General features: G+C 57.8%; 21 protein-coding genes. 12 read left to right on the top strand and 9 right to left on the bottom strand.

All coding sequences use genetic code 11. The annotated features are described in order from the left end of the window. Positions 1 to 82: 82 nt before the first annotated feature. The 4 genes from hisG to LC059_RS02385 all read right to left on the bottom strand — a co-directional run bounded on the left by hisG (position 83) and on the right by LC059_RS02385 (position 3,201). The gene (gene hisG, locus LC059_RS02400; protein WP_226702232.1) at positions 83 to 721 is read right to left on the bottom strand and encodes an ATP phosphoribosyltransferase; all 639 of its coding nucleotides are present in this window, start codon (positions 719 to 721) and stop codon (positions 83 to 85) included. Between the two features lie 183 nt (positions 722 to 904). Further along, positions 905 to 2,167, bottom strand: a complete 1,263-nt coding sequence (murA, locus tag LC059_RS02395; protein WP_226702231.1) for a UDP-N-acetylglucosamine 1-carboxyvinyltransferase — start codon at positions 2,165 to 2,167, stop codon at positions 905 to 907. A 40-nt stretch (positions 2,168 to 2,207) separates the two neighbouring features. Then, positions 2,208 to 2,441, bottom strand: a complete 234-nt coding sequence (locus LC059_RS02390; protein ID WP_226702230.1) for a BolA family protein — start codon at positions 2,439 to 2,441, stop codon at positions 2,208 to 2,210. Positions 2,442 to 2,544: 103 nt separating this feature from the next. Continuing rightward, entirely contained in the window at positions 2,545 to 3,201 is a 657-nt protein-coding gene (locus tag LC059_RS02385; RefSeq protein WP_226702229.1) for a phospholipid-binding protein MlaC, read from the bottom strand. A 564-nt stretch (positions 3,202 to 3,765) separates the two neighbouring features. On the opposite strand from LC059_RS02385, the gene LC059_RS02380 reads away from it, so the two are divergent. The 12 genes from LC059_RS02380 (at position 3,766) to yjgA (ending at position 13,426) form a co-directional block, all read left to right on the top strand. Then, positions 3,766 to 4,737 carry a KpsF/GutQ family sugar-phosphate isomerase gene (locus LC059_RS02380; RefSeq protein WP_226702228.1) on the top strand — a complete coding sequence of 324 codons (972 nt, stop codon included), beginning with the start codon at positions 3,766 to 3,768 and terminating at the stop codon, positions 4,735 to 4,737. A gap of 31 nt (positions 4,738 to 4,768) precedes the next feature. Then, positions 4,769 to 5,332: a KdsC family phosphatase gene (locus LC059_RS02375; RefSeq protein WP_226702227.1), complete on the top strand. Its 564-nt coding sequence runs from the start codon at positions 4,769 to 4,771 to the stop codon at positions 5,330 to 5,332. 110 nt (positions 5,333 to 5,442) lie between these two features. After that, on the top strand, positions 5,443 to 6,006 hold the full coding sequence (gene lptC, locus LC059_RS02370) for an LPS export ABC transporter periplasmic protein LptC (RefSeq protein ID WP_226702226.1): 564 nt from the start codon (positions 5,443 to 5,445) through the stop codon (positions 6,004 to 6,006). Then, a complete protein-coding gene (gene lptA / locus LC059_RS02365) occupies positions 5,993 to 6,589 on the top strand; it encodes a lipopolysaccharide transport periplasmic protein LptA (RefSeq protein WP_226702225.1) in 597 nt (198 codons plus the stop codon). Before lptC ends, lptA begins: the two co-directional genes overlap by 14 nt. Positions 6,590 to 6,682: 93 nt before the next feature. Next, positions 6,683 to 7,408: an LPS export ABC transporter ATP-binding protein gene (lptB, locus tag LC059_RS02360; RefSeq protein WP_226702224.1), complete on the top strand. Its 726-nt coding sequence runs from the start codon at positions 6,683 to 6,685 to the stop codon at positions 7,406 to 7,408. A 232-nt stretch (positions 7,409 to 7,640) separates the two neighbouring features. Continuing rightward, a complete protein-coding gene (locus LC059_RS02355; protein WP_226702223.1) occupies positions 7,641 to 9,116 on the top strand; it encodes an RNA polymerase factor sigma-54 in 1,476 nt (491 codons plus the stop codon). A gap of 168 nt (positions 9,117 to 9,284) precedes the next feature. Continuing rightward, positions 9,285 to 9,578 carry a ribosome hibernation-promoting factor, HPF/YfiA family gene (gene hpf, locus LC059_RS02350; protein ID WP_226702222.1) on the top strand — a complete coding sequence of 98 codons (294 nt, stop codon included), beginning with the start codon at positions 9,285 to 9,287 and terminating at the stop codon, positions 9,576 to 9,578. 54 nt (positions 9,579 to 9,632) lie between these two features. Beyond that, positions 9,633 to 10,094 (top strand): PTS IIA-like nitrogen regulatory protein PtsN, encoded by a 462-nt coding sequence (gene ptsN / locus LC059_RS02345; protein WP_226702221.1) that lies wholly within the window; start codon positions 9,633 to 9,635, stop codon positions 10,092 to 10,094. Positions 10,095 to 10,191: 97 nt separating this feature from the next. After that, a complete protein-coding gene (rapZ, locus tag LC059_RS02340; protein ID WP_226702220.1) occupies positions 10,192 to 11,052 on the top strand; it encodes an RNase adapter RapZ in 861 nt (286 codons plus the stop codon). A 39-nt stretch (positions 11,053 to 11,091) separates the two neighbouring features. After that, the gene (locus tag LC059_RS02335) at positions 11,092 to 11,361 is read left to right on the top strand and encodes an HPr family phosphocarrier protein (RefSeq protein WP_226702219.1); all 270 of its coding nucleotides are present in this window, start codon (positions 11,092 to 11,094) and stop codon (positions 11,359 to 11,361) included. A 139-nt stretch (positions 11,362 to 11,500) separates the two neighbouring features. Next, positions 11,501 to 12,844: a magnesium transporter gene (gene mgtE, locus LC059_RS02330; protein WP_413231543.1), complete on the top strand. Its 1,344-nt coding sequence runs from the start codon at positions 11,501 to 11,503 to the stop codon at positions 12,842 to 12,844. A 51-nt stretch (positions 12,845 to 12,895) separates the two neighbouring features. Next, positions 12,896 to 13,426 carry a ribosome biogenesis factor YjgA gene (gene yjgA / locus LC059_RS02325; protein WP_226702217.1) on the top strand — a complete coding sequence of 177 codons (531 nt, stop codon included), beginning with the start codon at positions 12,896 to 12,898 and terminating at the stop codon, positions 13,424 to 13,426. A gap of 13 nt (positions 13,427 to 13,439) precedes the next feature. On the opposite strand, the gene LC059_RS02320 is transcribed toward yjgA, so the two are convergent. From LC059_RS02320 to mpl, 5 genes are all read right to left on the bottom strand, one after another. Next, entirely contained in the window at positions 13,440 to 14,045 is a 606-nt protein-coding gene (locus tag LC059_RS02320; RefSeq protein ID WP_226702216.1) for a lipase family alpha/beta hydrolase, read from the bottom strand. Between the two features lie 178 nt (positions 14,046 to 14,223). Further along, positions 14,224 to 16,839, bottom strand: coding sequence for an efflux RND transporter permease subunit (locus tag LC059_RS02315; RefSeq protein WP_226702215.1), 2,616 nt, complete (start codon positions 16,837 to 16,839; stop codon positions 14,224 to 14,226). Between the two features lie 62 nt (positions 16,840 to 16,901). Further along, entirely contained in the window at positions 16,902 to 17,174 is a 273-nt protein-coding gene (locus LC059_RS02310; protein ID WP_226702214.1) for a SelT/SelW/SelH family protein, read from the bottom strand. Between the two features lie 10 nt (positions 17,175 to 17,184). Then, complete coding sequence (locus LC059_RS02305; protein WP_413231542.1) at positions 17,185 to 17,766, bottom strand: flavin prenyltransferase UbiX; 582 nt, start codon at positions 17,764 to 17,766, stop codon at positions 17,185 to 17,187. Between the two features lie 70 nt (positions 17,767 to 17,836). Further along, positions 17,837 to 19,219, bottom strand: a complete 1,383-nt coding sequence (gene mpl, locus LC059_RS02300; protein ID WP_226702212.1) for a UDP-N-acetylmuramate:L-alanyl-gamma-D-glutamyl-meso-diaminopimelate ligase — start codon at positions 19,217 to 19,219, stop codon at positions 17,837 to 17,839. Between the last annotated feature and the right edge of the window lie 71 nt (positions 19,220 to 19,290).

Raw genomic sequence — 19,290 nt, 5'->3', positions numbered from 1 at the left:
AGTGTTCGATCGACAGGTATTCGGGAATTCGAAAATAAGCGCAATAATAACTTCAGCAATGGACCGGTGAGCCCGGAACAGCTCAGCCGGCCTTCCTAGCCTCTACCGCTTGCGCCAACTGCTCGATCAGCGCATTGATCGCGGTGTATTTCATTTTCATGGAAGCCTTATTGACGATAAGTCGGCTGCTGATATCGGCAATTTGATCCCGCGCTTCCAGCCCATTGGCTTTCAGGGTATTGCCGGTATCCACGATATCCACAATTTCATCGGCCAGATCCATCAGCGGTGCCAGCTCCATCGCACCGTATAACTTGATGATATCCGCCTGGCGCCCCTGGGCCGCATAGTAGCGTTTTGCGGACTGCACAAACTTGGTCGCCACCTTGATTCGCCCACTGGGCAATGGGGCGCCCTTGATGCCTGCCGTCATCAGGCGACACCGGGCGATATTCAGATCCAGAGGCTCATAGAGATTGCTGTCGTCGTGCTCCAGCAGATTGTCCTTGCCAGCAACCCCCATATCCGCTGCGCCATGCTGCACGTAAGTGGGCACATCCGATCCACGCAAAACCAGCAGGCGCACATTCTCCTGGTTGGTTTGGAATATGAGCTTGCGACTCTTGGCGATATCTTCCAGCGGCTCTAGGCCGGCCGCAGCCAACAGCGGCAGCGTTTCCTTGAGAATTCGCCCCTTGGTCAGGGCTATAGTGATCTGCATAACGATTATGATTATCTGAAAAGCCCGGCAAAAGCCGGGCCTGAAGATGATGGCAACTTTCCCTAATCCCGGAAGCTTATCGCCTCACGGAATCCTGCGCCAATACAAAACGAGCATAAATCTAGTAGAGAAACATCTAGCAAGACCAGCTAAGCACCAGCCATCCCCCCACTCACAGTAGGATCAGCCAGGCACCCGGCGAATATTTGCCCCCAACTGCTGCAACTTTTCCTCGATGCACTCGTAGCCGCGGTCAATATGATAAATACGATCTACCGTGGTGGTGCCTTCGGCAACCATGCCAGCGATGACCAGGCTGGCAGAAGCGCGCAGATCCGATGCCATCACCGGCGCCCCCTTGAGCTTTTCCACCCCGGTCACGATGGCGGTATTACCCTCTAGGACGATATTCGCCCCCATCCGGTTCAGTTCATGCACCTGGATCAGGCGGTTCTCAAAAATCGTCTCAACCACGGTCCCCTTCCCTTCCGCCACGGCATTCATAGCGGTGAACTGGGACTGCATATCGGTTGGGAAAGCCGGGTAAGGCGCAGTGCGGAAACTGACCGCCTTCGGGCGATTGCCCTTCATATCCAGCTCAATCCAGTTATCACCGATACTAAGATTGGCGCCAGCCTCTTCAAACTTGACCAGTACCGCATCGAGGATATCTGCGCGGGTATGGGTCAGGCGGACCTTGCCACGGGCTGCCGCGGCGGCGGCCAGGAAAGTACCGGTCTCGATGCGATCCGGCATCACGGTGAATGAACAGGGATTCAGGCGCGACACCCCGTGCACACGAATAGTGTCAGTGCCTGCACCTTCAATTTCGGCACCCATCGCCATCAGGAATTCAGCCAGATCGACAATCTCCGGCTCCCGCGCGGCGTTGTGCAGTACCGTGGTTCCCTCCGCCAGAGCCGCGGCCATCAGCAGGTTTTCGGTGCCGCCTACAGTGACCTTTTCCATGACGATATTGGCGCCTTTAAGGCGGCCATTACTGCGCGCGCGGATGAAACCCTCATCGATGGTGATTTCCGCGCCCATGGCCTCCAGCCCCTTGAGGTGGATATCCACCGGGCGGCTGCCTATGGCACATCCGCCAGGGAAAGAAACGTTGGCCACTCCGTGCCGAGCCAATAGCGGCCCAAGCACAAGAATGGAAGCGCGCATGGTTTTCACCAGCTCATAGGGCGCCGTCAGCTCGTTTACCGAGCGCGGGTCAATCTCCACCCCCAGCTTTTCATCGATAGTGACATCAGTACCCATGCAGCGAAGCAGGGTGATCATGGTGGTGATATCGTTCAGGTGCGGCAGATTGTGAATCTGCACCGGGCCATCGGCCAGCAGTGTGGCCGCCAGAATCGGCAACGCGGAGTTCTTGGCTCCGGAAATTTTCAAGGTTCCGGAGATGGGGCTGCCCCCTTCGATAATCAACTTATCCATTCGGTCTGGTTTCCAATCGCCTAGCGGTAATACCTACGTATTACTGGCCGGCCTCTTCAGGTGTCAGGGTTTTCATCTGCACGGCGTGCAGGGTGCCGTCGGCAATTTTGTCGGACAGCGCGCCGTATACCAGCTGCTGCTTCTTGAGCCGGCTCAAGCCGCTGAATGCTTCGCTGACAACGGTCAATTGCAGGTGGCTGCCTTCAAACGCCACTTCGACCTGGCTGCCGGGGATTTGCCCTTCTATCAGGGCTTTGATCTGATCTGGTTGCATAGATGGAGATACAGTCGAGTTAAAAAAGCGCGCAAGTGTAACGGAATACAGGTACTGGCGCAGCCGCCACTGGCGAGCCGCGCCCACTCTCATTGATGCAGAATCAGCTAACCTGATCCGCCGCCGACCAGCTGGCAATTACCTTGTCGATATCGCCACCGTTGGCCTGCATTGCTTGTGAGAACTGCCCGCGGAAGGTCTTGCCCAGATTGACGCCATTCAGAATCACGTTGATCAGCTTCCACTGGCCACTGCGGTTGCGCACCAGGGTGTAGGAAACCTTGGTTACGCCCTCTTTACTGCGGACTTCCTGCAGCACGTTGACGCGATTGCCGCTGGGCGCAGAGCCCGGATTCACCACTTTCACATCCATAGTGCCAAAGGTGGCTACACCGCGGGCAAAGGTTGCTACCAGGTCGCGACGGAAAGTACTGGCGAATTTGGCGCGCTGGGCAGGGGTCGCCTTCTTCGCATGGCTGCCCATAACGCCGCGGGCGATAAAATCAAAGTCCACGACAGGCGCCAGCACACGATCTACCGCTGAGTAGTAGCGCTGGGGGTTGGAATTGACGTTTTGCCCCTCGCTACGAATCACACCCAGGAGCTCATTAGAGACACCTTCTATCAGGGCGTAGGGGTTCTGTGCTGCAGACGCGAAAGGCGACATGCAACACAGTAAAAATACAGAAATCAGAACCCGAGCCTTGCTCGAAAGCCGACGGCTGGCGGTGCGGTTCAGGATTGTGGTGAGTGCGCTCACAGAATATCTCCCATTGGCAATTCGTCCCTTGGATGCACACAACACATAAAAGTGTCGCGGCGATACCGAAAATTTTCGCTGGAGGACTTTACAGGCCGAGTCGGGTCGCAGGGCGACACCACCAGGCCCAAGCCTCAAATGCTGCCCTCGATTAAACCCTTGGCCGGTCTCGGTAGCTGACATTAGCGGCGGCAAACTATACCATGGCCGCGTTTTGGACAAGCGGCACTGGGTCACTTTCGCTGCGCCAACGTGCAATGCATTCTCGGCAAACCTCTAGGCGCCCACATCCACACCGGCCCTGATCGACATTAAAAGGTTAGCACGTCAGCACCAGACGCAGCGGATTGCGGTAAAGCGCTCAAGCCGTTATCTGCAGCCAGCACAGCCGGGCACAAAACCTGGCTACAACGGCTGCCTAACAGGCAACGTGAACCGCGTCTCCCGGCACAATGCACAGGCGACCAGACCAGTCAGCCAGGCTTTTCTAAAATGAACTGAATTATCGCGGCCAGCCGCCCCTCGTTCGACGGCGCCGCCCCGGATCATCCAGCGAGAGATATCATGGGAACAGATCTGATCATACAGGCCGGACGCCGCACCATTGCCATGGAAACTGCGGCAGTAGCTGCCCTGGAAGCCCGAATTGGTGACGATTTCAGCAAGGCCTGCGAGCTGATCATGGCTTGTAAGGGCCGGGTAATCGTTTCCGGCATGGGCAAGTCCGGCCATATTGGCCGCAAGATTGCGGCAACTCTGGCCAGCACCGGCACCCCCAGCTTCTTTGTACATCCGGGGGAAGCTAGCCACGGTGACCTTGGTATGATCACCCGACAGGATCTGGTGATTGCCATCTCCAATTCCGGCTCATCCGCCGAAGTGCTCACGCTTTTACCACTACTGAAGCGCCTCGGCATCCCGCTGATTAGCATGACCGGCAAGTCGGACTCTCCTCTGGCACAGTCTGCCGACGTAAACCTGGATATCGCGGTGGATACCGAGGCCTGCCCGCTGAATCTGGCTCCGACGTCCTCCACCACAGTTACCCTGGTGATGGGAGATGCGCTGGCCGTAGCCTTGCTGGAAGCTCGTGGATTTACCGCGGAAGACTTTGCATTTTCTCACCCCGGCGGAGCCTTGGGGCGCCAGCTGCTGCTCAAGGTTGAGGACGTGATGCACGCCGGCGAAGAGTTACCCCAAGTCGCGCCCGAGACCCCTCTGGCCACAGCCCTGCTGGAAATGACCAGCAAAGGCTTCGGCATGACGACCGTGGTTGATAGTAGCGGACACCTTCTGGGAGTGTTTACCGATGGCGACCTGCGCCGGGTCATCGACCAGAAGTTTGAGCTAGACAGCGCCACCATGGACCAGGTGATGAGCCGGAGGCCAAAAACGGTCAGCGCCCAAACCCTGGCCGCCGAGGCGCTGCGCATTATGGAAGACAACAAGATCACCGCTCTGGTGGTCGAGGATCCGGAGCACCACCCCGTCGGCCTGTTGCATATGCACGATATACTGCGCGCCGGTGTCATCTGACACGCTTCGGGACCTATAAAGGAAAACAACCTTGAACGATGCAACCACAGCGCCCAGCGACCAGGAAATTCATAAGAAATTGAGCCGGGTCCGCCACCTGATTCTCGATGTGGACGGCGTACTGACCGATGGCCGACTGTATTTCGACAACCATGGTAACGAGCTGAAGACGTTCCACACCCTGGACGGACACGGCATCAAGATGCTGCAAAAGTCGGGAGTGGCCGTCGCCATCATTACCGGCAGGCGCAGTAACGTAGTAGAAAAGCGCGCGCACGACCTTGGCATTACCCGATTGATTCAGGGCCGCGAAGACAAATACAGCGCATTTCTGGAGCTGTTCGCGAACGAGCCCTACGATCTCGAAAATATCGCTTATATGGGCGACGACTACCCGGATTTACAGCTGATGACCCGTGTGGGCTGCCCGATTGCCGTCCCTGATGCCGCCCCACCTGTCGCAGAGAGGGCATTATTTACCACCAAACGCAGCGGTGGACTGGGCGCCGTGCGCGAGGTGTGCGACCGCATTATGCAAGCCCAAGGTACCTTTGAAGCCGCCCTGGCCCCGTACCTGGCGAAAAGCAGCTCGTAGCGCTCCCGAAAGAAGCTACCGGTAAAAATTGGAACCAAGCTCTCACGATGGCGCCTAACTGACAAGCTGAACGGGAAGTCGCCACAAGGGCACAAGGAAACACTCAATATATGCGCACCTGGCTACCACTGGTTATTGTGGTCACGCTGATCTCGCTTGGGCTGTGGTTCACCGAAAGCCCTCCGGAGCAGCTGATGGGCAAGCGCCCCACCCAGCAGGAACACAACAAGGCCGCGGACCTCATCATCCGGGGCGCTCGCACGCGCCACTACAACATCGAGGGCAACCTGGCGTACGAAGTGGATGCCGAGCGCGTCACATTTTTCCAGTTTGCCCGCCGCGATCGTGCCGACCTTACCGAGCCTCGCATGATGTTTTACCAGGGCGAGGACTCACGCTGGCGTACGGAGTCTCGCACTGGTGTCGCCTACAATAACGGGCAGCGCGTCGTACTGGAGGGAGATGTATCCATCAGGGAGCTGCCGGAGCCCGGCATTACCCTGAGCACCCCGAAAATCGAGATCCGCCCCCGTGAAGAATTCGCCGAGACCGACAAAGTTGTTACCATTACCGACGGCCCCAACCGCACTACCGGCACCGGGCTGCGCGCCGATCTCGAAAAAGACAAGGTAGAAATTCTGTCCGATGTGGAAAGCCTTTATGAAGCCCAGTAATTTCGCCCGCCATCGGCTGCAGGCGCCCCTCAACCTCACCGCCTTACGGGCAGTGACCCGCGCAGTTTGCGCCACCGCCCTTGGCGTCCTGCTGGTTGCCGCCGAAGCTCAGGCGCTACCAAATGATCGCGAGCAACCGGTGAAAGTATCCGCCGACAAACTAGAAGCCAACCGCAGTAAGAACCTGTCTGTTTACAGCGGCAATGTGGTGATTAGCCAGGGGTCACTGCAGATACGCGCAGATCGTGTGGAGGTACACGGCAATGCCAAGGGCGAGATCAATAAAGTCGTCGCCACTGGAGCCCCGGCACACTTCCAGCAGCAGGTTGAAGAAAGCACCAGCCCGGTCAAGGCGCGCGCCAAACGAATTGAGTTTCTTGTGAGCAGCGATGCCCTGAAGCTCACTGGCGAAGCCCTGGTCGATCGCGACGGCAACACCCTCTCCGCCGAGCGCATCGACTACGACCTCAACAGCGAGCAAATGCAGGCACAGGGCCAGTCGGAGAAAAAACGCGTGGAGATGATCTGGAAGCCCGAGGCGCAGACACCAGTGGAGCCACAGGCAGCCGATAACGGCCAGTAAGCCAGCCGCACCACCCGGGGCCCGACATACACTTTTATCGTACACACCAAGCTGAGGAAGCAGGAGCTGCCTCAGCGGAGACTGGAATTTGCCATGCCGACGCTAAAAGCGTTACACCTCGCCAAGCAGTACAAGAAGCGCAAAGTCGTTCAGGATGTATCCGTGAGCGTTTCCAGTGGCCAGGTTGTAGGCCTACTGGGCCCCAATGGCGCCGGTAAAACCACCTGTTTCTATATGATCGCAGGCCTCGTGCAGGCGGACGCCGGCCGAGTCATGATCGACAGCGAAGACATCACCGGCTTGTCTATGCATGGTCGCGCCCGCAAAGGCATTGGCTATCTCCCCCAGGAAGCATCGGTGTTCCGTCGCCTGTCCGTTTCCGACAATATCCTCGCCATCCTGGAAACCCGCAAGGACCTCAATCGTGTCCAGCGCAAGGAACAGCTGGAGGCCCTGCTGGAGGAGTTCCATATCACCCATATCCGCGACAGCCTGGGTATGGCACTGTCCGGCGGCGAGCGCCGTCGGGTAGAAATCGCCCGCGCCCTGGCCACCAATCCGGCCTTCGTCCTGCTCGACGAACCCTTCGCTGGCGTGGACCCCATCTCGGTCAACGATATCAAGCAGATCATTCGCCACCTGCGGGATCGCGGCATTGGTGTACTGATCACCGACCACAATGTGCGAGAAACCCTGGATATCTGCGAAACCGCCTTCATCGTCAGCGAGGGACACATCATTGCTTCTGGCAACCCAAGAGACGTGGCCGAGAACAAGCAAGTGAAAGATGTTTACTTGGGACACGAGTTCACTATTTAAGCGGATCATGACGGCTTCATCAGCCTGACCAGGGATTTCTTAGGCTTGAAGTACCCCTCAAAACCCGCGTGACCGAACGCGCATTATTTTTCGGCACGCTTATTGCTTAAACTGCCCCTTGTGTTCCGATTTGCTCCGGGGTAGTCTGCAGGAAATGAGCTAAACGCCGCCGCTTCAAGCATCAAATCTGCTGTGGCGCGCCAATGACAGAATTTTCTGCCGAACCTCCCTTATGAAGCAGTCACTCCAGTTAAAACTCGGCACCCAGCTGACGATGACTCCGCAGCTGCAGCAGGCCATACGCCTGTTGCAGTTGTCGACGTTGGACCTGCAACAAGAGATTCAGTCCGCGCTCGACAGCAACCCGCTGCTTGAATCCGATTTTGAGGATCATGCTGGCGAGTCCCATCAGGACCAGAATACCCCAGCCACTCCTGAAGGTCAGGAGCGAGAAGCCAGCGAACGCGAAAGCGCCAGCGAGGCCCAGAGCGACTCCAGCGCAGACGGCGACTGGAGCACTGAAATCCCGGACGACCTGCCGGTGGATACCCGCTGGGACGACATCTATACCAGTGGCAGCTACAGCGGCGGTGAGGGAGAGGATTATGCGTTGGAGCAGCGCAATGCCGCCTCAGAGAGCCTGCAGGATCACCTGCTGTGGCAATTGAACCTCACCGGGCTGACCGACAGCGACAAGCTGATCGGCGAGGCACTAATCGACGCCATTGCCCCAAACGGTTTTCTCGACGCCGACCTGGATGAAATGGCCGCGGCCTTCGAGGTCGAAACTGATGAAGTCCTGGCAGTCCTCAAAACCATTCAGCAACTGGAACCCGTCGGCTGCGGCGCGCGCGATCTGCGCGAAAGCCTGCTGCTGCAATTGCGTCAACTGCCGGAAACCACCCCCTGGATGGCCCAGGCACTTGTCGTGGTAGGCCAGCACCTGGACCTGCTCGGAAAGCGTGACTTCCGGCAACTGAGCCGCCGCACGCGACTTAACGAGACCCAGCTCGGCGAGGTGATGCGCCTGATCCAGACCCTCACACCCTACCCCGGCGAGGCTTTCGGCAGTGAAGAGCCCCAGTATGTGGTGCCGGACGTAATCGTGAGTCGCAAACAGCACCGCTGGGTTGTGGAGCTGAACCCGGAAACCACGCCCAAGCTGCGCATCAACGACGCCTACGCGTCCATGATCAAGCGCGCCGATAACTCCAGCGAAAATAACTACTTGCGGGACAATCTGCAGGAGGCGCGCTGGTTCCTGAAAAGCCTGCAGAGCCGCCACGAGACTTTGCTGAAAGTGGCCAGCTGTATCGTCGAAAAGCAGCAGGGGTTCTTTGAACTGGGGCCCGAAGCCATGAAACCCATGGTGCTGGCGAATATCGCCGAGACCATCGGCATGCATGAATCCACCATTTCTAGGGTGACAACGCAGAAGTACATGCTCACCCCCCGCGGCGTGTTCGAGCTCAAATATTTCTTCTCTAGCCACGTCAGCACCGATTCCGGCGAGGATGCATCCTCCACTGCCATCCGCGCCCTGATTCGCAAGTTGATCGACGGCGAGCAGCCCCGCAAGCCGCTGTCGGATAACAAGATCACTCAGGAACTTGACTCCCAGGGCATCAAAGTGGCGAGACGCACCGTGGCCAAGTACCGCGAGTCGATGGGAATCCCCTCCTCCAGCGAGCGAAAACGACTGGTTTGACATCACCAGTCACAAAACGGGACACCGCAGCCTCTTTTCAGACATTTTCCGGGCAACCAATGGTTAGATATTGAGTGTATCCTTCCATTCTGACGCACTTCCTAGTAGGGTTGCCGCCCTGTGCGGGGGTGCCGCCAGATTTGTGTTGCACCCTATGAGGAGAAATCCATGCAGATCAATATCAGTGGCCACCATGTAGACGTTACTCCGGCCATTCGCGATTACTGCGAGACCAAACTGGACAAGCTCTCCCGCCACAATGACCTGATTACCAATACCCAGGTCATTCTTTCCGTCGACAAACTCATCCAGAAAGCCGAAGCGCGGGTTCACGTGAACGGCAACAAGGATATTTTTGCCGATTCGGAATCTGAGGACATGTACGCAGCGATCGATTCGCTGACAGACAAACTCGACCGGCAACTGCTGAAACACAAAGAGAAGTTACGCAGTCACCGCTAGTCGTAACATCACCAGGTTACCGGCTGGCCTGTACCGCTAGATCATCAGTAAGTTATGACATTGGAAGCATTACTCTCTCCCCGCCTGAGCCTTTGCCATCTGGCGGGGAGTAGCAAGAAAAAGCTGTTACTCAATATCGCCCAAGCGATTTCAGAACAATACCCTGAACTGGATTCCGATACCGTATTCAACCAGCTGGTAGCACGGGAGCGCCTGGGCTCTACAGGGATTGGCGAAGGCGTCGCCATTCCTCACTGCCGCCTGCCCGGTTGTGACAAGCCCATCGGTGTGATTTGCACTACCTCTCCAGCCGTAGATTTTGACGCCATCGACCGCCAGCCCGTTGATCTGCTGTTCGCCCTGCTGGTCCCCGAGGACTCTGAGCAGGAGCATTTGGACACCCTGGCGGAAATTGCCGCCCTGTTCAGCGATAGCCGCGTGCGTGAAAAGCTGCGCGAGGCTAGCACCAGCGACGATCTCTACGCACTGGCCATCAACAGCGCCGCCGCGGCATAATAGCTCGCGTAATCCGGCAGCCACCCGCTGCCGGCCCTGCTCAAGTTAGCCATGCCGGCGCCGCACGGCCCCGGATTCAGCAAGGAGTGCTTGTTCTATGCGACTGGTCATCATCAGCGGCCGCTCGGGCTCCGGAAAAAGCTCCGCCCTGCAACTGCTGGAAGACGTTGGCTTCAACTGTATCGACAACCTCCCCGCGAGCCTGCTGCCAGAGCTGATCCGCCGGGTGGCAGAGCAGCCGTCCGAGGAAAACACCCAGCTGGCCCTTGGCATCGATGCCCGCAACCTGTGGCACGACGTGCGCCAGGCCCCCAAGGTGATCAACGACCTGCGGGAGAGCGGCATCGACTGCGATGTCATCTACCTGGACGCGCGCTCCCCAGTTCTGGTGCAACGCTTCAGTGAAACCCGCCGCAAACACCCCCTGAGCGACAGTCACACCCACCTGCTGGAAGCGCTGAACCGCGAAAAGGAGCTGCTCGCCCCGTTGGCCTCCATGGCCGACCTGGTGATCGACACCAGCAGCCTCAGCCTGCACCAATTACGCGACCAGATGAAATCCCGCGTGGTCGGCAAGGACTCACCGGGAATGGCAATCCTGTTCCAGTCCTTCGGTTTCAAACACGGCGTCCCGGTAGATGCCGATCTGGTGTTCGACCTGCGTTGCCTACCCAATCCTTACTGGATTCCGGAACTGCGCAACAAAACCGGACTGGATCCTGAAGTGGCAGAGTTCCTGCGTTCACATCAGGAAACCAGTGATATGCAGCGGGACATCACCAACTTTCTCGAGCGCTGGCTGCCTTCCTACCAGCAGAGTAACCGCAGCTACACCTCGGTTTCCATCGGCTGTACCGGCGGCCGACACAGGTCCGTCTATATGGTGGAGCAACTAGCCAAGACCTTTGCCGGCCAGTTTGAAAATATTCAAATTCGCCACCGCGAACAGCAGAAGTAATTCTGCCCAGAAGAGAACGAGAGCAGACAGTAGGCGCCTATGCAAAGAAGCCGCATCACAATCATCAACAAACTGGGGCTGCATGCCCGCGCTGCCAGTAAATTTGCCCAGACCAGTGCGCGCTTTTCATCAGAAGTGAAAGTGCTCTACGAAGGCAAAACCGTAGATGGTAAAAGCGTGATGGCACTGATGTTGCTGGCGGCAGGCAAAGGCGTGGAACTGGAGCTGGAAGTCTGTGGCCGCGACGAAGACTTGGCGCACGAAGCTATCTGCTCATTGATCAATGACCGTTTTGGTGAAGGTGAATAAGAAGCGAATATCACCGCCGCCATTACTGCAGTTTCCACACGTCTAATCGCTACCCATGCGAATTCTCGCCGTATAATGCCGGCACTCGCCACCCTCTCGAACATCTGGAATTCCTGTGCCCAAGCCCGTCAATACCGACATTAATTTCCGCGCCCAGAATCAGCTCGGCGAGCTGTACGCGGCGCTGGATAGTGGCACCGGACGCGAAGTCCAGCGCATGCTGGCCTCCCTCTCCCCACCGAGCATTGCGCAGCTACTGGAAAGCTCGCCACCCCGTATTCGCCAGGTACTTTGGAAGCTGATCGACCGCGAGGTGGAAGGCGAGGTACTCCAGGAGCTGTCTGACGAGATCCAGAGCCAAATCCTCTCCACCATGGACACCGAAGAAATGGTGGCGGTGATGGAAGGCCTGGATGCGGACGATGTGGCGGACATACTGCAGCAGTTGCCTGAGCGGGTGATGGCGGAAGTGCTCTCTGCAATGAGCGAGCGTGATCGCCAGCGGGTAGAAAGCGTGCTCGCCTACGACGAAGAGACTGCCGGTGGCCTGATGGATACGGAAATCGTATCCGTACGCCCCAACCTGCATCTCGACGTGGTACTTCGCTACCTGCGCCGGCACGAGCAATTGCCGGAATCCACCGACAACCTTTTTGTTGTGAACCGCAAGGACCGGTTTATCGGCCTGCTGCCACTCACCAAACTGCTCACCACCGACCCATCCGTCACAGTGCGCGAGATCATGGTCACGGACGTCGAGCCAATCCCCGCCGACATGCCCGACGACGAGGTAGCGCGACTCTTCGCCCAGTATGACTGGGTAACCGCGCCGGTCGTGGATGAGCAAAAGCGTCTGCTGGGTCGTATCACGATCGATGATGTGGTGGACGTGATTCGCGAGGACGCGGATCACTCACTAATGAGCCTCGCCGGTCTCGACGAAGAAGAAGATACCTTCGCTACCGTTAAACGCACTGCACCACGGCGGGCAATCTGGCTCGGTATCAACCTACTGACCGCGCTGCTGGCCTCCTGGGTGATCAACCTGTTCCAGGGCACCATCGACAAGGTGGTGGCGTTGGCGGTACTGATGCCCATTGTCGCCAGTATGGGCGGGGTTGCCGGCAGCCAGACACTTACGGTAGTGATTCGCGGTATGGCCCTGGGCCAGATAGGGCGAAGTAACCTGGGTTGGTTACTGTCGCGGGAACTGGGCAGCGGCGCGCTGAACGCGATTCTGTGGTCAGCGGTGATGGGCGGCATTGCAGCACTCTGGTTTGGGGATCAGCGCATCGCCTGGATTATCATTGCGGCCATGGTCATCAATCTGATCACCGCTGCACTCGCCGGAGCTATTTTGCCGGTGGCCCTGCGGGCGATGCGAATCGATCCGGCGCTGGCCGGCGGCGTAGCGCTCACGACAGTCACCGATGTGGTGGGTTTTATGTCCTTCCTCGGCCTGGCGACGATATTTTTTGCCTGATTTCTTTTCGCCCGCCATGTCGGGCGAGTCCAATTTTGTTTGAGACTTCTTATGCACAATTCCGACAACAATGACCCTTACAACGAGTTTGACGAGGATCTGCCCAAGAGCAAGACCCAGATCAAGGAAGAGATGCACCAGTTGCAGGAGCTGGGCAAAAAACTCACCGAGCTTAGCGCGGCCAAGCTCGCGGAAGTACCGATGGACGCTGACCTCGCCGAGGGTATCGCCACCATGCACCGGATCAAGTCCCGGGAAGCGCGACGTCGCCAGTTGCAGTATATCGGCAAGCTGATGCGCAAGGCCGACGTGGAGGCAATCGAAGCCGTACTTGAGAAACACAAGGAACAGGACCACCTGCACCTGCGCTTCGACCGTATGGCGGAAGAATGGCGGGAGCGGTTACTGACTCAGGGCAAAGAAGCCCAGAGCGCATTTTTCGATGCATTTCCGGGCGCGGATCACCAGCAGCTGCGCACCCTTATTCGCGAGTCAAACAAGGAAATCGCCAATAAGAAGGCCCCGACCAACCAGCGCAAGCTGTTTCGCTATCTGCGGGATTTTTTCATCCAGCAGAGCTGACGGCTGCGGAGTGCTAGGACGCCCCGCTCTCGAGGGCCCTGGTCAGCTCTGCAATCACGATGTCGATCACCGCTGGGTTCTGGGGTACCCAGCGGTGCAGGCTTACCGGCACCTGGTAAGTGTCACCAATCGGCAGGCGGGAACTGGTGTGCGGCACAATGGTGGTGTCATAGGGTGTCCAGATGGAAACCGGCGCCGCGCCCTCCAGCCCAGCCGCGTCCTTGTTCAGGTTCCCGAGAAACTCACTGCCGATGCGCAGTTGCCGCCCGCCCTTGTAGGGCAACAGATGCGCCCACAGGCTGCCAAAGTGGGGACTGGAGAGGGCAATAAACTTGTGTACCTTTTCCGCCCCACCCAAGCGTTGCAGATAATACCGCGCCACTATCCCCCCCATGCTGAACCCCACCAGCGCGCAAGTCTCCCCCTCACCCGCTAACTCCTCCACCAGTTCGCAGAGCTGCTCAGCCATGGGCTCCATCCCATACCAGCCACTGTTAGTCTTGAGGTGGATAGTACGTGCGGTAAACCCCGCTTTATGAAGCGCGCCCTGCATTCTCAACATTGACTTGCCCCGGTCGAAGATCCCGGGAATCAGTATTGCAACGCGACTTTTCTGCATACCCCTGTCAACCATGCGCCTGTAAACCACCTCTTGAATAATTGGCATCTGCCAATCCTCAAGTGTAGAAGCAGGCACGTGCGCTAGAAATAAAAAGGGCCCGGGGAGGGAATCCGCGGGCCCGAATATTCAGGTGTGAACGCTACGTCAGAATTCTAAAAGCGGTAGATCGACGCGCTCAGCTAATACACGCTTCAGCCACCGCTGGGGACTTTCCCGGCTCATTGCCCTCGGAAGGCCTGGGCAGAGGCTTGATCAGCACCAGTAGCAGCGGCAGCAGGGTCAGCGAGCCCAGCAGCGCCGCCGACATGGCCAGGGCTGTCAGCAGTCCGAAGTAAATTGACGGAACAAACTTGGACAGGGCCAATATCGAGAAGCCGGCGATAATCGTAATCGCTGTGTAGAACATGGCCCGCCCTATGGTCGCGTGGCTGCGATGCATGGTGGCGATATAGTCACCGTCTTTGGCAAACTCCTCGCGGAACCGGTAGAGGTAGTGAATGGCATGATCCACGCCGATACCCACGGTAATAGCGGCAATGGTAATGGTCATCATATCCAGGGGAATATTCGCCAGTCCCATGCCGCCGAGCACCACACAGGCAGCCAGCATGTTTGGCACCAGCGCGATCACCGCCAACCACAAGGAGCGGAACAGCACCAGGAACATCAACAGGATACCCGCAAACACCGCCCCCAGGGTGAGAATCTGGGACTTGAAGAGGCTTTGCAGCATATTGTTGTAAAGCACCAGCATACCGGTCTGGCGAACATTTTCCGGCGCCATGCCCATTTCGGTTTCCGCATAGGCGTAAATACGCTGGATCAACTCGTCGCGGCTCAGGTCAGGATCGGTTTCCATCACCCGCATGGTAATTCGCGCTTCCTGTTGGTCCGGGGACCAATAGGGATGGACCAGTACCTGGTTAATTTCATCCGGCAAGCTCTGGCGAGCCACCGCCAATTCGAAATCATTCAGGCCGCCATCGTTCAGGTCCTGCGCCACTTTGTACAGCGTCGCCAGTGACTGCACCTTGCCAATTTCCGGCTGCGCTTCGAGGAAGTCGTGTAGCCTTTCGATCTGGTTCAGTCCGGCCACAGTAAACCAGTAGGCGTCCGGTACCTGGCTTTCACTGCCGCTGGCAAAGGGGTCGTCTGCTGCAAATGGGTCTTCCGCAGCAAACGGATCCGCTTCTTCCGCCGCATCACTTTCTGATTCATCGCTACCGAAATCCGCTGCGAACGGGTCCTCTTCCCCTTCAAGCACCGCCTCGGCCTGCTCGGGTTTACTGAGCACGACATCCAGGTTGATGGTGCCTCCGAGACGCTGATCGATCACCAGCATCCCCTGATGGATTTCGGTGGAATCATCAAAGTAATCGATAAAACGGTTTTCCACTTTCAGACGGGAAATACCCACCGCACTGATAATCGCCGCCAGCACCGCCACACCCAGCACGATACCTTTGTGGTTTTCGGCAAAGCGGGAAAACAGCTGAGTAAATGCGTGCGAGTTATCTTCACCCTGCCCCGCGTCGCGCTTTTTAAGCAGCATCAGGCTCGCGGGAAGAATCAGGAACGACAACACCAGTGCCACGGTGACACCCATAGTCATCATCCAGCCGAAATCGATTACCGGGCGAATACCGCTGACCACCAGGGAAATAAAGGCCACCATGGTGGTAAGGCCTGTGTACAGGCACGGCTTGGCCATGAATGCCACCGTAGCGGAGGCCAGCTGGAACCGATCCCACTCCGGGTATTGGGCAAAATATTCGCGGTAACGCACCGCCAGATGGATGGTAACGGCCAGGGTGATAATCAGCAGCAGCGCAACAAAGTTGGCGGAGATCACCGTTAAACGCCAATCCAGCCAGGAAAGTAATCCCAACATCATCACCGCAGTGGTAACGCAGGTGACAAGCGGTAACAGTACCCAGCGTGCCTGCCGGAAAATCAACAATAGGGTAATCACGATAAACGCGAGAATACCGGCACCGAACACCACCAGGTCGCTCTGGATAAACGCGATCATATCCGAGGTGATCATGGTGAGGCCGCCGAGGAACAGCTCGGCGTTGTCATCGTAGTGGGTAAGAATTTCCCGCACTTCCTTTACCCGGTCACGCGCTGCAACCTCCTGCACAGTCCGGTGCTGCAGATATTCGGCGGTTACTTTTTCCAGCCGTTGGGCTTCCTCTGTATTCAAACCCTCACTGTTGCGCTGGCGGCGCAGGGCGTCGCGCTCGCGCACCAGATCCAGGCCTTCCTTGTCCAGCGTGAGGTTGAGCATCATGGCGGTGGTCTCGCCATCGGGGCTCAGAATCAGCTCTTTGTAGATAGGGCTCTCGAGAAATTCCTTGCGCGCCAGTTCCTTGTCCACACTGGAGCTGGACAGAGTACGAATACCCTCCGCTACTTCGGTGATGGAAAGCTTTGGACTATAAAGCAGGGGCACATTGAGGATCGACTGTACACCCGAAACGCCATCTACCATCGCCAGCTCATCCTGCAGGCGCCGCATTGTGGCCAGGGATTCGTCGCTGAACAGGTCACCGTTTTTATAGCGGTAGGTAACTACGAGGAAGTCACCGGAGTTATAACGCTCTGAAATCTCCCGGAAGAAATCCAGCGAGTCGTCCGTCTCCAGGGTCAGGGAATCCGCAGAGGCATCCAATTTGAATCGCGGTAGGCCCGCAGCAGCGGCAATGGTGAGCAGAGCCACTAGTGCCAACACGATCTTTGGATGTCCGAGTACCAGTTTCTCGTACCAGGTCTTCAAGCCCAACAACATATTCTGATCACTTATCTTCGTAATAAATCGTGTGCAGAGCACACGGTGTTTTGCTAATGCGATTATTTATCCACGTGGCCCAAATCGCGCTCAGGAAAAAGTACATCGCGCACTTTCTGCTTCAGCTCTTTTGCACCGGGGAAGCCGCCATCCCGCTTGCGCTCCCAGATCAACTGGTCGCCCACTAGAATTTCAAACACACCACCGCTTCCCGGCTTCAGTGCCACCTGCTCCAGATCTTCGGCAAAGGTGTACAGCAGCTCCTGGGCCATCCAGGTTGAACGCAGCATCCAGTTGCACTGCACACAGAAGTGAATGATGACGGTCTTTTGCATGATGCGTTTCTCAGCCGTCGCCCCAGGGGGGCAACAGGGACTGCTCGATATTTAACTGGCTCAGAATCCTGGCCACGACAAAATCCACCAGGTCCTCTACGGTCTGCGGCTTCTGATAAAAGCCCGGGCTCGCCGGCAGGACCACCGCCCCCATGCGGGTCAGCTTGAGCATGTTTTCGAGGTGGATTTCCGAATACGGTGCTTCCCGCGGTACCAGAATCAACTGGCGGCGCTCTTTCAGTGCCACATCCGCGGCCCGCTCGATCAGATTGTTAGATGCCCCGCAGGCCACCGCAGACAAAGTGCCGCCACTGGCCGGACAGATCACCAGGCTGTTGGCAGCACCAGTGCCCGACGCTACCGGCGAGAACCAGTCGCGTTTGCCAAACAGGGCCAGCTGCCCTTCTTCGGCACCATACAGCTCGCGCAGGAACGTCTCAATACGACCCTCCTCTTCTGGGAGGGCCACATCAGTTTCGGTATTAATCACGATGCGCGCGGCATCGGACAGCAACAGCCATACACGCACCCGCGCCGCCAGCAGGCATTGCAGCAGGCGCAGGCCGTACTGTGCCCCGGAGGCGCCGGTCATCGCCAGGGTTACTGTTTTGGGGAAAGTCGGCTCAGCCAAAGAGGTATCCGTTGTCCGCCCCGATACGGGGCTATTTGCCGTATTTCTGTTCCAGGGCGTGGAGCAGCCGCTGGTGTACACCGCCGAAGCCACCATTACTCATCACAATTACGTGACTGCCGGGCCCGGACAGTTCAAGAACGGATTCTACCGCAGCGTCGATACTGTGGAGAACCTTCGCCGGAACTGTGGAATGGTGAACCACCTCATCCAGGGACCAGTTCATCCCCTCCGGTTGATACCAGAGGACCAGGTCGGCACCGGCACAGGCACGCGCCAGCTGGTGCTGATGATGTCCCATACGCATGGTATTGGAACGCGGTTCAATCAATGCGATGACTTTATCTTTACCGACTTTGGCCCGCAGACCGTTCAACGTGGTCTCGATGGCCGTGGGATGATGGGCAAAATCATCGTACAGGCGGATCCCCTGAATGTCCCCGAGGCACTCCATACGGCGCTTTACACCGCCAAACTTGCCCAGCGCTTCCGCCGCCGTCGCCGGTTCAACCCCCACGTGACGGGCGGCGGCGATTACCGCAAGCCCGTTCTTCACACTGTGCAGGCCGGTCTGTTCCCATTGCACACTGGCCACAGTATTGCCTTCCAGCTGCACATCGAAGCGGCTGCCGTCCGCGGCCACGTTTACCGCGCACCAGTCTCCCAGGCACACGCCATCTTCCTGCTCCACATCAAAGCGCTGCACCTCACTCCAGCAGCCCTGATCGAGCACCTGGGTAACTGCGTCCTCCCGGGCGGCGATCACCAGGCCGCTACCCGGCACCGTGCGCACCAGATGGTGGAACTGCTTCTGGATCGCCGCCAGGTCCTCAAAAATGTCCGCATGGTCAAATTCGAGGTTGTTGATGATCAAGGTGCGCGGGCGGTAGTGGACAAATTTGGAGCGTTTGTCGAAAAACGCCGTGTCGTACTCGTCGGCCTCCACCACGAAGAAGGGAGTGCTCCCCAGGCGCGCGGACACATCAAAATTCTGCGGCACACCGCCGATCAGGAAGCCGGGGTCCATGCCCGCAAAGTCCAGCACCCAGGCCAGCATACTGGCAGTGGTGGTCTTGCCGTGGGTACCGGACACTGCCAGCACCCAGCGCCCACCGAGAAAATGATCGCACAGCCACTGGGCGCCGGAGGTATAGGGGAGCCCCTTCTCAAGTACCGCTTCTACCGCTGGGTTTCCACGGGACAGGGCGTTGCCAATGATCACCAGATCCGGCGCCGGATCCAGCTGCGCCGGGTCGTAGCCCTCGGTCAGCGTGATGCCGGCGCGCTCCAGTTGAGTGCTCATGGGCGGGTAAACATTGGCATCGGAGCCAGTGACCTTGTGGCCCTCAGCCACCGCTAATTGCGCCAGGCTGCCCATAAAGGTGCCACAGATGCCTAGAATATGAATATGCATGCCAGTTTGTTCACTCTGTTCAATACGGGCCCGAGCCAACCCAAACCTCAAATGTCGAAAGCGACGCCGCT

It is taken from the genome of Microbulbifer elongatus, from assembly GCF_020524885.1.
GTDB lineage: Bacteria > Pseudomonadota > Gammaproteobacteria > Pseudomonadales > Cellvibrionaceae > Microbulbifer > Microbulbifer elongatus_A.
Note: the sequence above shows the minus strand (reverse complement) of the source record. Positions and strands in the feature narration are given on the sequence as shown.

Coding starts and splice junctions, on each gene's coding strand:
- LC059_RS02320 (WP_226702216.1), bottom strand. CDS start 14,045: ATGCAGAAAAGTCGCGTTGCAATACTGATTCCCGGGATCTTCGACCGG.
- LC059_RS02310 (WP_226702214.1), bottom strand. CDS start 17,174: ATGCAAAAGACCGTCATCATTCACTTCTGTGTGCAGTGCAACTGGATG.
- LC059_RS02335 (WP_226702219.1), top strand. CDS start 11,092: ATGCAAAGAAGCCGCATCACAATCATCAACAAACTGGGGCTGCATGCC.
- LC059_RS02355 (WP_226702223.1), top strand. CDS start 7,641: ATGAAGCAGTCACTCCAGTTAAAACTCGGCACCCAGCTGACGATGACT.
- rapZ (WP_226702220.1), top strand. CDS start 10,192: ATGCGACTGGTCATCATCAGCGGCCGCTCGGGCTCCGGAAAAAGCTCC.
- ptsN (WP_226702221.1), top strand. CDS start 9,633: ATGACATTGGAAGCATTACTCTCTCCCCGCCTGAGCCTTTGCCATCTG.
- lptC (WP_226702226.1), top strand. CDS start 5,443: ATGCGCACCTGGCTACCACTGGTTATTGTGGTCACGCTGATCTCGCTT.
- lptB (WP_226702224.1), top strand. CDS start 6,683: ATGCCGACGCTAAAAGCGTTACACCTCGCCAAGCAGTACAAGAAGCGC.
- hpf (WP_226702222.1), top strand. CDS start 9,285: ATGCAGATCAATATCAGTGGCCACCATGTAGACGTTACTCCGGCCATT.
- mpl (WP_226702212.1), bottom strand. CDS start 19,219: ATGCATATTCATATTCTAGGCATCTGTGGCACCTTTATGGGCAGCCTG.
- LC059_RS02315 (WP_226702215.1), bottom strand. CDS start 16,839: ATGTTGTTGGGCTTGAAGACCTGGTACGAGAAACTGGTACTCGGACAT.
- hisG (WP_226702232.1), bottom strand. CDS start 721: ATGCAGATCACTATAGCCCTGACCAAGGGGCGAATTCTCAAGGAAACG.
- LC059_RS02380 (WP_226702228.1), top strand. CDS start 3,766: ATGGGAACAGATCTGATCATACAGGCCGGACGCCGCACCATTGCCATG.
- yjgA (WP_226702217.1), top strand. CDS start 12,896: ATGCACAATTCCGACAACAATGACCCTTACAACGAGTTTGACGAGGAT.
- LC059_RS02390 (WP_226702230.1), bottom strand. CDS start 2,441: ATGCAACCAGATCAGATCAAAGCCCTGATAGAAGGGCAAATCCCCGGC.
- lptA (WP_226702225.1), top strand. CDS start 5,993: ATGAAGCCCAGTAATTTCGCCCGCCATCGGCTGCAGGCGCCCCTCAAC.
- murA (WP_226702231.1), bottom strand. CDS start 2,167: ATGGATAAGTTGATTATCGAAGGGGGCAGCCCCATCTCCGGAACCTTG.
- LC059_RS02305 (WP_413231542.1), bottom strand. CDS start 17,766: ATGACCGGCGCCTCCGGGGCACAGTACGGCCTGCGCCTGCTGCAATGC.